At 73.0% G+C, this 14965-nt stretch carries 14 protein-coding genes; 10 read left to right on the forward strand and 4 right to left on the reverse strand.

All coding sequences use genetic code 11. The features are described from left to right. The first annotated feature begins 637 nt into the window (after positions 1–637). Together LZF96_RS14230 and LZF96_RS14235 are read left to right on the forward strand one after the other, a co-directional pair. Positions 638–1765, forward strand: coding sequence for a ferrochelatase (locus LZF96_RS14230; RefSeq protein ID WP_233871272.1), 1128 nt, complete (start codon positions 638–640; stop codon positions 1763–1765). Between the two features lie 132 nt (positions 1766–1897). Beyond that, positions 1898–2728, forward strand: a complete 831-nt coding sequence (locus LZF96_RS14235) for an inositol monophosphatase family protein (RefSeq protein WP_233871275.1) — start codon at positions 1898–1900, stop codon at positions 2726–2728. Between the two features lie 202 nt (positions 2729–2930). Here the strand turns inward: LZF96_RS14235 and LZF96_RS14240 are convergent, their stop codons facing one another. Continuing rightward, a complete protein-coding gene (locus tag LZF96_RS14240; RefSeq protein ID WP_233871277.1) occupies positions 2931–3107 on the reverse strand; it encodes a hypothetical protein in 177 nt (58 codons plus the stop codon). A 632-nt stretch (positions 3108–3739) separates the two neighbouring features. Here LZF96_RS14240 and LZF96_RS14245 point away from each other — a divergent pair. From LZF96_RS14245 to LZF96_RS14255, 3 genes are all read left to right on the forward strand, one after another. After that, positions 3740–4393, forward strand: coding sequence for a response regulator transcription factor (locus LZF96_RS14245; RefSeq protein ID WP_233871281.1), 654 nt, complete (start codon positions 3740–3742; stop codon positions 4391–4393). A 169-nt stretch (positions 4394–4562) separates the two neighbouring features. Then, entirely contained in the window at positions 4563–5807 is a 1245-nt protein-coding gene (locus LZF96_RS14250; protein WP_374203232.1) for a sensor histidine kinase, read from the forward strand. 283 nt (positions 5808–6090) lie between these two features. Beyond that, positions 6091–6390 carry a DUF4193 domain-containing protein gene (locus LZF96_RS14255; RefSeq protein WP_143620971.1) on the forward strand — a complete coding sequence of 100 codons (300 nt, stop codon included), beginning with the start codon at positions 6091–6093 and terminating at the stop codon, positions 6388–6390. A 52-nt stretch (positions 6391–6442) separates the two neighbouring features. Here LZF96_RS14255 and LZF96_RS14260 read toward each other — a convergent pair whose 3' ends face one another. Continuing rightward, positions 6443–7024 carry a DUF3093 domain-containing protein gene (locus LZF96_RS14260; RefSeq protein ID WP_308294205.1) on the reverse strand — a complete coding sequence of 194 codons (582 nt, stop codon included), beginning with the start codon at positions 7022–7024 and terminating at the stop codon, positions 6443–6445. Between the two features lie 372 nt (positions 7025–7396). Between LZF96_RS14260 and dut the strand changes: the two genes are divergently transcribed. The 4 genes from dut (at position 7397) to LZF96_RS14280 (ending at position 10414) form a co-directional block, all read left to right on the forward strand. Further along, complete coding sequence (gene dut / locus LZF96_RS14265) at positions 7397–7891, forward strand: dUTP diphosphatase (protein WP_233871287.1); 495 nt, start codon at positions 7397–7399, stop codon at positions 7889–7891. Position 7892: 1 nt separating this feature from the next. Then, positions 7893–8651, forward strand: coding sequence for a DUF3710 domain-containing protein (locus LZF96_RS14270; protein ID WP_233871290.1), 759 nt, complete (start codon positions 7893–7895; stop codon positions 8649–8651). Positions 8652–9193: 542 nt separating this feature from the next. Then, the gene (locus LZF96_RS14275) at positions 9194–9601 is read left to right on the forward strand and encodes an OB-fold nucleic acid binding domain-containing protein (protein ID WP_233871293.1); all 408 of its coding nucleotides are present in this window, start codon (positions 9194–9196) and stop codon (positions 9599–9601) included. A gap of 3 nt (positions 9602–9604) precedes the next feature. Further along, the gene (locus LZF96_RS14280) at positions 9605–10414 is read left to right on the forward strand and encodes a DUF3159 domain-containing protein (protein WP_233871296.1); all 810 of its coding nucleotides are present in this window, start codon (positions 9605–9607) and stop codon (positions 10412–10414) included. Positions 10415–10509: 95 nt separating this feature from the next. On the opposite strand, the gene LZF96_RS14285 is transcribed toward LZF96_RS14280, so the two are convergent. Together LZF96_RS14285 and LZF96_RS14290 are read right to left on the reverse strand one after the other, a co-directional pair. Continuing rightward, positions 10510–11205 carry a TrkA family potassium uptake protein gene (locus LZF96_RS14285; RefSeq protein WP_182662214.1) on the reverse strand — a complete coding sequence of 232 codons (696 nt, stop codon included), beginning with the start codon at positions 11203–11205 and terminating at the stop codon, positions 10510–10512. Then, complete coding sequence (locus tag LZF96_RS14290) at positions 11202–11870, reverse strand: TrkA family potassium uptake protein (RefSeq protein ID WP_233871299.1); 669 nt, start codon at positions 11868–11870, stop codon at positions 11202–11204. Before LZF96_RS14290 ends, LZF96_RS14285 begins: the two co-directional genes overlap by 4 nt. A 969-nt stretch (positions 11871–12839) precedes the next feature. Here LZF96_RS14290 and LZF96_RS14295 point away from each other — a divergent pair. After that, the gene (locus LZF96_RS14295; RefSeq protein ID WP_233871314.1) at positions 12840–14144 is read left to right on the forward strand and encodes a class I SAM-dependent RNA methyltransferase; all 1305 of its coding nucleotides are present in this window, start codon (positions 12840–12842) and stop codon (positions 14142–14144) included. Positions 14145–14965: the final 821 nt, after the last annotated feature.

Consider the following 14965-nt stretch of genomic DNA (forward strand, 5'->3'; position numbering starts at 1 on the left):
CCCGGTGGCCCCGCACCGCCGGGGAGGGGGTTCGTCCGGCCCGGCCGCACGCGGCTGTCGGTCGACGTCCGGGGCCGCCGGCCGACAGGGCGAAGGGGGACCCGTGACGGTAGTTCCGGGAACGGTTTCGTCGCCGCCGCCCCCAGTGGCCGCCGGTACCGCCGGCGCGATCCGCCGATATCCGCCGCACCGTGTCGGAGTCTTCCGGCGGGGCGCGGGCGAGCCCCGGGGAGGATGTCCGGGACCACCCGGATGGCGGTCACCGGATCGAGGGACCCCTTCCCGGGGGTGAGGTCCATGTGCCCCGGTGGGCCGGCGAAAGTGCCGGGCGGGGGCGCGGAACGGGGTGGCGGCCCCGACATCGGGGCGCGGTGCCGTGCGGCCGGCTTCCCCACCCGGTGGTGCCCCCCGGTCGATCGCTTCGGCGGTTCCCCGGGATCGTGGTCCCCCCGGCCGGCCCCTCCCGACCGTGTGTGGTCGATCGGACCCACCGGCGGTCCCGATCCGCCCGTATCCGGTGGCGCCGCCGGGAGGGGAGCCGCTCCGAACGACCCCACCGCGGACCGCGCCCGCACCGTCGGCGAGAACGGTGGTGCCGACCCGTCGGGTGACCGTGAGTGATGCGAGGATGGCCGACATGGCACACCCCACCGACCCCACCCCCTACGACGCGCTGCTGCTGCTCTCCTTCGGCGGACCCGAGGGCCCCGAGGACGTCGTCCCCTTCCTGGAGAACGTCACCCGCGGGCGCGGGATCCCCCGCGAACGCCTGGAGGAGGTGGGGCAGCACTACTTCCTCTTCGGCGGTGTCAGCCCGATCAACGAGCAGAACCGCCGTCTGCTCGCCGCCCTGCGCGAGGACTTCGCGGCGAACGCCCTCGACCTGCCGGTGTACTGGGGCAACCGCAACTGGGACCCCTATCTCACCGACACCCTGCGCGAGATGGTCCGCGACGGCCGCCGGCGGATCCTCACCCTGGCCACCAGCGCCTACTCCTCCTACTCCGGCTGCCGCCAGTACCGCGAAGACCTCGCCGGGGCGCTCGCCGCGCTGGAGGCCGAGGGGGCGGAGCTCCCCCGGGTGGACAAGATCCGCGTCTACTGGAATCACCCCGGCTTCCTGGAGACCATGGCCGAAGGCGTGGTGGCCGCCCTGGAGGAACTGCCGGAGGAGGTGCGCGACGGTGCCCACCTGGCGTTCTCCACGCACTCCATCCCGATCTCCGCCGCCGACACCTCCGGCCCGCAGGCCGGTCACGGCGACGGCGGCGCGTACGTGCGCCAGCACATGGACGCCCTGCGGTGGATCTCCGAGGCGGTCCGCGAGGCCACCGGCGTGGAGCGCTCCGCCGAACTGGTGTACCAGTCCCGCAGTGGTGCCCCGCACATCCCCTGGCTGGAGCCCGACATCTGCGACCACCTCGAAGAGGTGCACGCCAGGGGTGTGTCCGCCGTCGTGATCGTGCCCATCGGCTTCGTCTCCGACCACATGGAGGTCCTCTACGACCTCGACACCGAGGCGAAGGCGAAGGCGGAGGAACTGGGTCTGCCCATGGTCCGCTCGGCCACCGTCGGCGCCGACCCCCGCTTCGTGGCGGCCGTCCGCGACCTGGTGCTGGAACGTGCGGCCGCCGAGCGCGGGCAGGAGCCCGTGCGGTGCGCCCTCGGTGACCTCGGCCCGAGCCACGACCGCTGCCCCGTGGGTTGCTGTCCCGGCCGCACCCCGCGCCCGGCGGCCACCGGCGTCGACAGTCCCCAGGCCTGACCCCCACGCCCGACCACCGGGTCCGACCCGCTCGCCCCTCGGCGGAGTCGGGCGGATCGCCGCGCCCGACGATCCGCCCGACACCACCGCCCCGGCCCGTGGCCCGGACCCCGTACAGGAGGAACTTCCCCCGTGAGCGACCACACCGGATACCCACCCGCCCCCGGCGACCTGCTCGACCTCGCGTTGGAGGCGGCCGCCCGCGCCGGCCGGCTGCTGCGCGGCGGGCGCCCCGACGACCTCGCGGTCGCGGCGACCAAGTCCAGCCCCATCGACGTGGTCACCGAGATGGACCTGGCCGCCGAGAAACTGATCACCGACTTCCTCGCCGAGCGCCGCCCCGATGACGCGGTGTTGGGCGAGGAGGGTGGTGACACCGCCGGCACCAGCGGGGTGCGCTGGGTCGTCGACCCCCTCGACGGCACCGTCAACTACCTGTACGGCCTGCCCAACTGGTCGGTCTCCATCGCCGCCGAGATCGACGGCCGCGCCGTCGTGGGTGTCGTGGAGATCCCGATGCGCGGCGAGACCTGTTGGGCCGTGGCCGGTGGGGGAGCGCTGCGTCGTACCGCCGACGGCACCACGACCCCGCTGCGCTGCCGCCCCTCGCCCCCGCTGGAGCAGGCCCTGATCGGCACCGGATTCAACTACGTGACGGAGGTCCGCGTCGCGCAGGCGGAGGTGGCGCGCCGACTGATCCCCCGCCTGCGGGACATCCGGCGCGGTGGCTCGGCGGCGATCGACCTGTGCGACGTGGCGGGCGGTCGGCTGGACGGTTACTACGAGCGCGGACTCGGCGCCTGGGACCTCGCGGCGGGCGAGTTGATCGCACGTGAGGCGGGGGCACTGACCGGCGGACGCCCGGGGCGACCGGCGGACGGCGACCTCACCGTGGCCGCCTCGCCCGGCGTCTTCGAGCTCCTCCAGCCGTTGCTGGAGGAGCTGGGCGCCTGGCACGACTGAGCGAGCCGGCGCGACCGGCGGTATCCGGCCCGCCCCCGGCCCCCGGCACGACCGGCCCGCACGCGAAGAAGCCCCGGGAGGAGAGAGATCCTCCCGGGGCTTCTTCGCGTGCGAACCGCGTGGGTCGGTCCGAACGTGATCCCGGGTCGCCCCGGGGAAGGTCGCGGTGCCGGGCGCGGCACGCGCGACGGAGTGCGTGACGTCAGGCGGGTACTCCCCGCTCGACCCGTACGCCGTGCTCGGAGGCCAGACGCAGCAGGTCCTCCAGCTCGGCCTGCTCCAAGTCCGCGGAGAAGACGTCGCCGGCCTCGCGGGCGCGCTCCAACTGGGTCTCGGTGTTCTCGATGCGCTGCAGAATGCCTGCGGTGAACGCGTCCATGATGCGCCCCCTTGTCATCGGTCGGCGGCACGGGGTGCCGGGGTGGTTCGCGATCGCCACGCCCTCGAGGAGGCGGTCCCGTCCGTGTCGCCGGCGTCGATGCCTGGCGCCCGGTAGGGGGGAATCGCTGGGGTGTGCAGGGGTGATCCCCGGGTGGCACTCCTCGGAAACCTTCCGGCAACAGAAAAAACGATGGACATTCCGGCGGACGCCCGGTGCGCGGTCGGGCCCCGGATCCGACCGTCGCCCGCCCCCGGGCTTCCCGCGCGCTCCTTGCGAACCGCTCACGGCACTCCGTGCCCGCTCCTGCCCCGGGACACGTGATCCACTCCACCGGGTGATTCCTGACGGCGCGCTTATCCGTGTCCGGGGGAGTATGGCTCCGGGACGAATGATCCCCGGGGTCGGGCCGACCGTCCGGCCCCGGGGCGTCCCCGGTGGACCCCGGCCGCCTCGGCGCCACCGGAGCGGGCGATCCGGAGCCGTCGGCCCGCCGCGCGAATCCGTCGCCCCCGCGCCCCGGAGCCCTTCCGCACTCCCCGCCCCGTGACCGGTCGCCGGTCGGGTCGGTGAGCGGGGACGAACGGTTCGGGCGACCACGAGCGGAAACGATCAGGAGAGGGAGGTGCCGCGTGCGCGTGCTGGTCGTCGAGGACGAACACCTGCTCGCCGACGCCGTCGCCACCGGTCTGCGACGCGAGGGCATGGCGGTCGACGTCGTCTACGACGGCGGGGCGGCCGAGGAGCGGGTGGAGGTCAACGACTACGACGTCATCGTCCTGGACCGCGACCTGCCCGTGCTGCACGGCGACGACGTCTGCCGCCGCGTCGTCGACCTCGGCCTGCCCACCCGGATCCTCATGCTGACCGCCGCCGGCGACGTCAGCGACCGGGTCGAGGGACTGGAACTCGGCGCCGACGACTATCTCCCCAAACCCTTCGCCTTCACCGAGCTGGTGGCCCGGGTACGCGCGCTGGCCCGTCGTTCGGTCCCCGCCCTGCCGCCGATCCTGGAACACGCTGGCATCCGGCTGGACCCCAACCGGCGCGAGGTCCTGCGCGACGGCCGGTTGATCCACCTCGCGCCCAAGGAGTTCGCCGTGCTGGAGGTGCTGATGCGGGCCGAGGGCTCGGTCGTCTCCGCCGAGCAACTCCTGGAGAAGGCCTGGGACGAACACACCGACCCCTTCACCAACGTGGTGCGGGTCACCGTCATGACCCTGCGGCGCCGACTGGGCGAGCCGCCGGTGATCACCACGGTGCCCGGCGCCGGATACCGGATCTGACACCATGCCCGGCACCTCCCCACCCCCCGGCGCCGACGCGCCCCGCGGCTCGGCGACCCCCGGTCCGCCGAGCCGTCCCGCCACCCCGTCGCCCCGGCCCACCGATCACGTGGCCGGCCCGGGGGCCGCCGGCCACGCCCGTACCGACGGCCCCCCGGCCGGCGTCCGGATGCCCGCCCGGCCCCCCGGTCCGCCGCCGGGTCCACCCCCCGGTCCGCCGCCGGGCCCCACCGATCCGCGCCCGCCCTGGCTGCGCCCCACCATCCGCATCCGCCTCACCCTGCTCTACGGCGGGATGTTCCTCATCGCCGGTGTGGTGCTGCTCGGCATCATCTACCTGCTGGCCGCCGACGCACTGGGCGCCGGCAGCGCGGTCCCGTTCCGCTTCGTCTCCGAGGCCGAGGTGGAGATCACCTCGGAGGCCTGCCGGCCGATCGCGGGCATGGTGGACGCCGAGACCTTCCGTTCCTGGTACGCCGAGTGCGCCGGGATCCAGCGCCGGCTCGCGCTGGAGGAACTCCTGCAGCGCTCGCTCCTCGCCCTGATGGGTCTGGCCGTCCTGGCCTTCGCCTTCGGCTACCTGATGGCGGGGCGGGTTCTCGCGCCGCTGGGCCGCATCACCCGCACCGCCCGCCGGGTCGCCGGGTCCGACCTGCATCGCCGCATCGAGCTGGGCGGCCCGGACGACGAGCTCAAGGAGCTCGCGGACACCTTCGACGAGATGCTCGACCGCCTGGACCGCGCCTTCACCGCCCAGCGGAGGTTCGTCGCCAACGCCTCCCACGAGCTGCGCACCCCGTTGGCGATCAACCGCACCCTGCTGGAGGTGCACCTCTCCGACCCCGCCGCCCCTCCGGAGCTGATCCAGCTGGGCCGCACCCTGTTGGCCACCAACGAGCGCAGCGAGCAACTGGTGGAGGGCCTGCTGCTGCTGGCCCGCAGCGACAACGAGATCACCGAGCGCAAACCGCTGGACCTCGCCGAGCCCGCCGACCGGGCGGTGGAGCAGGTCCGCGCCGAGGCCGTCGCGGCCGGGGTGGAACTGCGCGGCACCCGTCGACCCGCCCCGACACGGGGCAACGGCGTGCTGCTGGAACGAGTCGCCCTGAACCTGGTGCAGAACGCCGTCCGGTACAACGTCCCCGAGGGCGGTTGGGTACGGGTCGACACCGAGCTCCGGGGGTCCCAGGCCGTCCTGGAGGTCGAGAACACCGGCCCGGTGGTACCCGCCTACGAGGTGGACAACATGTTCGAGCCGTTCCGCCGACTGCGGCACGAGCGGACCCACAGCGACCGCGGGGTGGGCCTGGGCCTGTCCATCGTGCGGTCGGTGGCCCGGGCCCACGGCGGAGCGGTCACCGCCGAGCCCCGATCGGAGGGCGGCCTGGTGATGCGGGTGTTTCTGCCGATCTGAGATGATGTCCGGACGGAAAACGCCGGATGTGATCAATCACACATGCGACCCCGGTTCCCCGGGCAATCGACCGCCGTGACCGGCTTTCCGGCCCCCGCACCACGGCCCCGCCCGTGCCGCCGATCGCTCCTTCGGGCGCCCGGCCGGGTGTCGATTGAGTAACACAGCTTGATGTGAGGCAAAATCTCCGCCTCGAGTCGGGCACAAGACCGGCCCTCCGGGCGTTACCCGCGCTGGAGACCATCACCGAATACCACGGACACCCAAAGGGGGAGTTACGAGCATGGCCACCGATTACGACACACCACGCAAGACCGATGACGACGTCAACGAGGACAGCATCGAGGAGCTGAAGGCCCGGCGCAACGACAAGTCGGCCTCCACGGTCGACGTCGACGAGTTCGAGCAGGCCGAGGGCCTGGAGCTGCCCGGCGCAGACCTGTCCAACGAGGAGTTGTCGGTCCGGGTGCTGCCCCGCCAGGCGGACGAGTTCACCTGCATGAGCTGCTTCCTGGTCCACCACCGCTCCCAGCTCGCCGCGGAGAAGAACGGTTCGCCGATCTGCCGCGACTGCGCCGGGTGAGCCCGCTCCGGAGTGCGCGGCGGGCGGGACCGCGGGGGCCCCGCCCGATCGATCACCCGGCGTCGCGTTGTTCGGACCGTTCGGCCGGTTCGGCGGGACCGGTCGTTCCGGCCTGCCCGGTCATCGGTTCGACGCGAGGCCCCTCCGCCTCCGGAGCGGATCCCCGCCCGGCCTCCAACGCCGCCACCAGGCGTCGCGGGTTCCGGGTCGAGAGGTACAGGTAGGGGGTCGGGTCGTCGGGATCGACGACCTCGACCCGAACGGCTTCGGGCACGTACGCCCGCAGCAGCATGAACGCGCGGGCGTCGGCCCGGTGGGTGCGCCAGGCCACCGCCTCCGCCTCGTCCAGCGGTCGGGCCGCCCCCAGGGCCGACAGCGGCACCCGGGCCCGGCCCGCCAGCAGGGTGCCCCCGGCCACCCTGATCCGGGCCGAGCCGTAGGCGCTCAGCGCCATCCCGCAGCCCACCAGCGCGGCGGTCGTGCCGATGAGGGCCGGCACCGGACCCAGCGGCACCAGTGTCACCCCCGTCAGCGCCGCGCCCATGAGCGCGATCAGCCACCACGTGCGGGGCACCGTGAGACGTTCCTCGTAGGGGCGGGGCGGCCGGGACGGCCGGTTCGCGTCGGACTCCATGGGACAAGCATCCCGGGCGCACCCGGATCACCCGCACCGGCGGTAGGGTCTGGGAGGCGTTCGGGCCCGTCCCGTCCGGACCCGCGCCCCGGCCCCCATCCGGGGTGCGTACCAAGCCCGCGCGCGGCAGTGCGCGCTCGCCGGCGCGCGAACGAGGCCGTACGCCCCCTCGGGGGAGCGGAGGTCGGCGACGACCACCGGGGACGGCCCCCGCACCCGCACGACCGACCCGGGCCACGTCGGCCGCGCACCGCGCGACCGGTGTGGCGGACACCCCGGGAACGGACGAGCGGGAAGCCGGTCCGGGGCCGACCGGGGACCGACACGAGCACGACGCGAGTACGACGAGAGACCGAGAGAGGGTGAGACCGGGTGCTTCCGGGACCGCAGGAGCCGGTGGACGTCCTGATACACCGCACGACGCCCGATGTCCCCCTGCCCTCCCGCGCCCACCCCGGCGACGCGGGCGTGGACCTGGTGACCACCGAGGCGACCGAACTGGCCCCCGGCGAGCGCGCCGTCCTGCCCACCGGTGTCGCCATCGCGCTCCCCGACGGACACGCCGCCTTCGTCCACCCCCGCTCCGGACTCGCCGCGCGGTGCGGAGTCGCCCTCGTGAACGCCCCGGGGACCGTCGACGCCGGGTACCGTGGAGAAATCAAGGTCATCCTGATCAACCTCGACCCCCGGGAGAGCGTGCGTTTCGAACGGTTCGACCGGATCGCCCAACTGGTGGTCCAACGGGTCGAGACGGTGCGCTTCCACGAGGTCGCGCAGCTGCCGGGTTCGGCACGGGCCGGCGGGGGCTTCGGCTCCACCGGTGGCCATGCCGGCGCGGAACACACCTACGCCGTGAAAGGACAGTGACGTGTTCGGACGTCGCCGCAAGCGGAATGAGGAGCCCGGGGAGGCTGTCGAGCCCACCGCTCCGGAGGCTCCGGACGAGGAAGAGGTCCGCCGGGTGAGACTCGCCCCGGCGCCCCGCCCCGAGGGCCCCTGGGACATCTCCGAGGTGAGCCGGCCCACCGAGGGCCGTGTCGACCTCGGCGGGATCTTCGTGCCGGGTGTACAGGGCATGGAGTTGCGGGTCGAGGTCGCCGGTGAGTCGATCGTCGCCGCGACCGTCGTCCTGAAGGACAGCGCCGTGCAACTCCAGGCGTTCGCCGCGCCCAAGCGCGAGGGCATCTGGGGCGAGGTCCGCGAGGAGATCGCCGGTGGCATCACCGGCCAGGGCGGGGTCGTCGACGAGATCGAGGGCCCCCTCGGCTGGGAGCTGCGGGCGCAGGTGCCCGTCCAACTCCCCGACGGCAAGCGCGGCATGCAGGTCGTGCGCTTCATCGGCGTGGACGGCCCCCGCTGGTTCCTGCGCGGCGTCATCTCCGGGCAGGGCGCGGTGCAGCCGCAGGCCGCCGGCGTGCTGGAAAGCGTCTTCCGCGACACCGTCGTGGTGCGCGGCGACCAGCCGATGGCCCCCCGTGACCCCATCGTCCTCAAGCTGCCCGAGGACGCCAGCATGGTGCCCGAGGGCGTGCGCAAGCAGGAGGCGCAGGAGCAGGACGCGGGCTCCCGCTTCGCGGGTGGCATGGACCGCCTGCGCCGGGGCCCGGAGATCTCCGAGGTCCGCTGAAACCCGCCCGGGAGACCGGTCGACCGCCCGGCCACGAGGGAAGGCTCCCGACACCTTGGGTTCCAACGGTCCTCGCAACACCCGCGATCTGTGGGAGTTGCGAGGACCGTGGGCGTTGAGCGTGATGATCTTGCGGGATTGAGGGAGCGTTTCCTTGCGCGTTCCCCTCGGGCGTCCGGGAGGGATATCGGCCCCGCCCGGTTTCCTCCCGCCGGGTCCCGCCGGGTCCCGCCGCGTCCCGCAGCCTGAACCCTGAACCCCGGACCCTGAACCCCGGCACCCGGCACCCGGACCCCGGGGTCCGGGTGCCGGAGCCGGATGTCCCCGCTTCACGCCTCGTCGTACGGCGTGCCGAGCGGCGGCGCCGGACCACGGCGGTTCACCGTGCGCCCCGGCTCCGCGAGCCGCCGCACGGTATGCCCCCGGCCGGGACCCGCCCCGGTCCCGACCGGGACCCGCCGCGGGCCCCGGATCCGTCCGTCGCCCGGAACCCGCGCGGAACCGGGAGCCGGGAGCGCCCCCGTGGGGGTTAGGCTGAACGCATGACTGATGGGAGCCGTTCCGGGCGACGCGGTACCGGATGGCGGCGCTTGTTGGGCCTCCCGGAGCACTCACCGGAGCCCTCGGACCTGGGTGCCGATCCGGCCGACGACGAGGCCGAGTGCGTCCATATCTGCGACTGCGCGGAGGGCCCCGAGGGGCGACGTGTGGTAACCGTGCGCGGTACCCTCCGTACCGTTGGTGAGCGCACCGTGGGCGGGCTACCCGCCCTGGAGGCCGAACTCGACGACGGCTCGGACTCGCTGAGCATCGTGTGGATGGGACGCCGGTCGATCGCCGGGATCCAACCCGGCCGCGACATGATCGTCTCCGGGCGGCTCGTCGCCTCCGGGGGCAGGTCCGTGCTCTTCAACCCCCGCTATGAGCTCAAACCCCTCGGAACGGAGTGACGGGTGACCTCCCTGGACAGGCCGACGAACGGCGCCCCCGGCGAACCCGAACCGGATCCCGCGGGGGCGACCCAAGCCCCCCGGGAGGCTGACGAGGCGGCCACCAAGGCCGCTTTTTTCGAGGCATTCGGCGGCGTGCGGGGCATGATCGAGACCACCGTCCCGGGCCTGGTCTTCGTGCTCAGCTACACCCTCAACCGTGACCTGAACACCTCGGCGATCCTGGCGCTGTCCATCACCGGCGTGATGTTCGTCGCCCGCCTCGTGCAGCGCGGCCCCACCAAGCACGCCTTCAGCGGCGTCTTCGGCGTGGTCATCGGCGCGGTCTTCGCGATGATGACCGGAGACGCCCGCAACTTCTACCTGCCGGGCATGATCTACACGCTCGTCCTCGGCGTCGCCTACACCCTCTCCGCCGCCTTCGGGTTCCCACTGCTCGGCCTCATCCTCGGTCCGCTGTTCAAGGAGAACCTCTCCTGGCGCACCCGCAACCCCGGGCGCAAGCGGGCCTACGTCAAGGCCAGTTACGTGTGGGGTGCCATCCTGCTGGCCAAGTCCGCGATCACCTTCCCCATCTACTTCTGGGGCGACGCCGCCCAGCTCGGTTGGCTGCGGGTGGCCCTGGGCATCCCGCCGTTCCTGCTCGCCGTCTACCTCACCTGGATCATCATGGTGAAGGCACCCGCCCCCATCGACGTCATCGCCGAGATGGAGGCCGAGGAGCGGCGCGAGTCCGAGCGGGAACGGGAGCGCGAGGAGGAGCGGGCCCGGGCGGCCGCCCGCGCCACCGGAACCGCCGGCACCGGCCCCTGATCCGACTCCGGCACCCGGCACACGGGGACGGGGCGCGGATGCGGGTGGAGACCGAACCCCTCCGGACGCCCCGATCCGCCGTTTCCCACCCGGCCCTACCGCTCGCCCCGCTCCCCTCGTTCGCCACGACCCTCGCGTGGGGACAGCAGATCCTCCAACTGCCGTTCCTGCTCCGGCGAGGCCACGAACAACAGTTCGTCACCGGCCGCCAGCGCGTCGTCCGGATCCGGGATCAACACCCGGGTCCCCCGGATGATCGTCACCAGGGCGGTGTTCTGCGGCCAGGCCACCTCACCCACCCGGGTGCCGACCAGCGTCGCCGTGTCCGGCAGCGTCAGCTCCACCAGGTTCGCCTCGCCCTGGCTGAAGCGCATGAGCCGGACCAGGTCGCCGACGCTCACCGCCTCCTCCACCAGCGCCGACATCAGACGCGGGGTCGAGACCGCCACGTCCACGCCCCAGGCCTCGTTGAACAGCCACTCGTTCTTCGGGTTGTTGACCCGGGCCACCACCCGGGGCACCCCGTACTCGGTCTTCGCCAACAGCGAGACCACCAGATTCACCTTGTCGTCGCCGCTGGCCGCGATGACCACCTGGCAGCGCTCCAGCGCGGCCTCGTCCAACGAGGTGATCTCGCAGGCGTCCGCCAGCAGCCACTCCGCGTCCGGCACCCGGTCCACCGACACCGCCTGCGGCGACTTGTCGATGAGCAGCACCTCGTGCCCGTTCTCCAGCAGTTCACCGGCCACCGACCGGCCCACCGCGCCCGCGCCCGCGATCACGACCCTCATGCCCGCTCCTCCTCGGGGCCCAGCGCGCACGCGGCCTCCACCTCGGCCACCCGGTCCGAGGGCAGCATCACGTGCACCAGATCCCCCTCCTGGAGAACCGTCTTCGAGGTCGGCAGCATCGCTTCACCCATTCGGGTGAGAAAAGCGACCCGCACCCCGGTCCGCTCCTGGAACAGCGCCACCTTGTGCCCCAGCCAACCGGGTGAGATGTGTACCTCGGAGAGCTGTACCGCGCCGCTGGGGTCCTGCCACAGCGGTTCCGCGCCCGAGGGCAGCAGCCGGCGCAGCATCTGGTCGGAGGTCCACCGCACGGTCGCGACCGTCGGAATGCCCAGCCGCTCGTAGACCTCGGCGCGCCGGGGGTCGTAGATGCGGGCGGTGACGTTCTCCACGCCGAAGACCTCGCGGGCCACCCGGGCGGCGATGATGTTGGAGTTGTCGCCACTGCTGACGGCGGCGAACGCGCCGGCCTCGGCCAATCCGGCCTTCTCCAGGGTCTCCCGGTCGAAGCCCAACCCGGTCACCCGCCGACCGCCGAAGCGCGAACCCAGTCGTCGGAAGGCCGTCGGATCCCGGTCGATCACGGCGATCGAGTGGCCGCGCCCCTCGAGTTCCCGGGCCAACTCGGCGCCGACCCGCCCGCAGCCCATGATGACGATGTGCATCGAACCTCTACCCCGCACTCCTGATCGGGACCCCGAACCGCTCCGGCAGTGTGCTCACGTCGCCCTCTTCTTCCTTTCCGGGATTTCGCTCCCGATGATCGGTCCCACCGGTGACAATCCGGGATACCCGGCCGGTGTTCGGCCGGGAGCCGGCTGGGTGTCGATCTCACCGTAGCCCCATCGGGCCCGGGCGCATCGACCTCGGGTGGTGACGATCCGTGCCCGGGACATCTGTCAGGGGTACCCCCGCGCCGGTGGGAGGCGCGAGGTCCGGGATGATCGAGGCAGGGGATCTTGATCGAACCGTGCCTCTTTCGCTTCTCTTCCGCCTCCTTCCGGGCGATCGCCGGTTCTTCCGGGGGCCGCACGGTTCGGCGCGGCCCGGCTGTTCCACCCGGCCGGCCGGTGCGGTCCGCACAACCGGCCGTTTTCGTGTACCGGCACCCGCCCGTCCCCGGGCTCCGGCCCCACCCACCGTGTCCACCCTCGCTCCGACGTTCGTCCCGGCCCCGGCGTTACACCCCCGCGCCCGGAGTTCCCCGCCGGAGTCGCGGAGCCGATGGTGGGCGTCCCGGAGCCTGCCCACCGGCCCGGGCCCCCGCCTCCGGCCTCCGTTCACCGGGCACCCCGTGCGGCCCGGATGGAGAAAGGCGCACACCCCGGCCCGAAGGGGCCGACCCTCCGCGCCCGCTGCCGAGGGCACCTCCGGCCGACCCCGTGCGGACCCGACCCGACCTGCCGTCCTCCGGCCCCACCGGTCCGTCGACTCCCGCCGCCGTGCCGAACCCCCCGCCCCCGCCCGCCGGCCCGGCCCCCCACTCGGACGCACGCATCTCGCGCGGGGCCTAGACTGGGCGGCTGCCGTCCGTACCGTCCCTGGAGCCGTTCCTCGTGTCGACCGACCCCTCCGCCGCCGCGCCCCGCCCCGCCGGGTCCGACGACGCATCCGCCCACCCCGCCGTCCCCTCCCTGGTCGGACGGGAGTGGGAGGTCGAGGTCGGCCCGGTCGCCCACGGCGGACACTGCGTCGCCCGCACCCCCGAGGGACGCGTGCTGTTCGTCCGGCACACCCTGCCCGGCGAACGGGTGATCGCCCGGGTCACCGAGGGACACGAGAAGTCCCGGTTCCTGCGCGCCGACGCCGTGGAGATCCTGGAGGCGTCCAAGGACCGCGTCACCGCCCCCTGCCCCTACGCGGGGCCCGGCCGCTGCGGTGGCTGCGACTGGCAGCACGCCAAGCCCGGTGCCCAGCGTCGCTTCAAGGGTGAGGTCCTCGCCGAGCAGCTGAGCCGCTTGGCGGGCATGACCCCCGAGGACGCCCGCTGGGACGGCACCGTCGAGCCGGCCCCCGGCGACAAGCTGCCCGCCGGCGAGGTCCCGGCCTGGCGCAGCCGCGTGCAGTACGCCGTGGATGCCGAGGGACGTGCCGGCCTGCGCCGTCACCGTTCCCATGAGGTCGAGCCCATCGACCGCTGCCTGATCGCGGCCGAGGGCGTCTCCGAACTGGGCGTGGAGCGTCACGAGTGGCCGGACATCGCCTCCGTCGAGGCCATCGCCGCCACCGGCTCCGGCGACCGCCAGGTGATCCTCACCCCCCGCCCCGGGGGACGGCTGCCGCTGGTCGAGCTGGACCGGCCGGTGTCGGTACAGCGGGCGGAGGAGCGCGACGGATCCGTCCACCGTGTGCACGGCCGCCCGTACGTCCGCGAGCGGGCCGACGACCGCACCTGGCGGGTGAGTGGCGGCGGCTTCTGGCAGGTACACACCCGCGCACCCGAGGTGCTGGTGGACGCCGTCATGCGCGGCCTGCTGCCCCGCAAGGGGGAGACCGCCCTCGACCTGTACTGCGGCGTCGGCCTCTTCGCCGGGGCACTGGCGGACCGGATGGGGGAGACCGGCGCGGTACTCGGCATCGAGTCCTCCGCCCGCGCGGTGCGCGACGCCCGGCAGAACCTCGCCGACTTCGAGCGGGTCCGCGTCGAGCAGGGGAAGGTCGAGGTCGTCCTGCCGCGTACCGGCATCACCGAGGCCGACCTCGTCGTCCTCGACCCGCCCCGGGCGGGTGCCGGCCGCAAGGTGGTCGAGATGATCGCCGGACTCGGTCCGCGCCGCATCGCCTACATCGCCTGTGACCCGGCTGCCCTCGCCCGCGATCTGGCCACTTTCCGCGACCTCGGCTACCGTCCCCGCTTCACCCGCGCCTTCGACCTCTTCCCGATGACCCATCACCTGGAGTGCGTCGCGATCCTCGAACCGGCCGCAAAGGGCTCCTGACCTGCGATTTCGCGTGTGCGCGTTATGTGCGTTGTGGGCGTTACGGGCGATATCCTGACGCTGAAATGACGCTCGTGACGCTCATTTGACGCTCGTTCCGATGGGGCGTCAGCTGCCTGATCGCGCAGGTCGCGCCGGGTGGAGGACGTGCTCCCGCGGGCTGGCTTTGCGGAAACTTTAAGCAAACCCGGCCGAGTTCCCGCCGGTGGTTCGACGGGTCGAACCGTTGGCGGAGCGGACGCTCCACGGGTCGGTCCGTAGGGCTCCGGTGTCCGGGGAGAGATCTTGCGCAACCCCCGCTGTGTTCCCCGGCCCCCGGGGAACGCAGCGGGCACGGTGGCGGCCGGGGGCCGGGTGGTGGACCCCTCCTCTCGACCCGGGGCGGGGGCGAGAGGGGAGAGGCTGTTGAGGAAGCGTGAGCAAGAGGCAGGGCGTCTCGCTCACGCGGCCCTGTCTGCGTCTCGAAGCGCCCCTACACTGCTTCCGTGATCGAAGAACCCGGCCACGACTTCCCCCGTGGGGCAGAGGGCTCCTGCAATGGTAAAGAAATTGCAAAGCTCCTCTAACGTCGCAGGTGGGGAAGTGTGCTCTCCGCGCGAGCGGAGGTGACCCGCAGCGTGCATCGCGTTGTACATCTGCCGCAGGGTGCTCTCCGCGCGAGCGGAGGTGACCCTGTCGGCGGTCTTTGAATTTGGGCTCTGGATCACTTTCCGTGCCAGGGCCACAGAGGGTCACCACAACCGCGATCATGAACGGGCTCGCGGTGCGAGGAGCACCCGCTTGCGCAGCAGGTCGAAGTTGGCCCGGCCGAACATCTGCCG

It is taken from the genome of Streptomyces sp. ST2-7A (assembly GCF_021390475.1).
GTDB lineage: Bacteria > Actinomycetota > Actinomycetes > Streptomycetales > Streptomycetaceae > Streptomyces.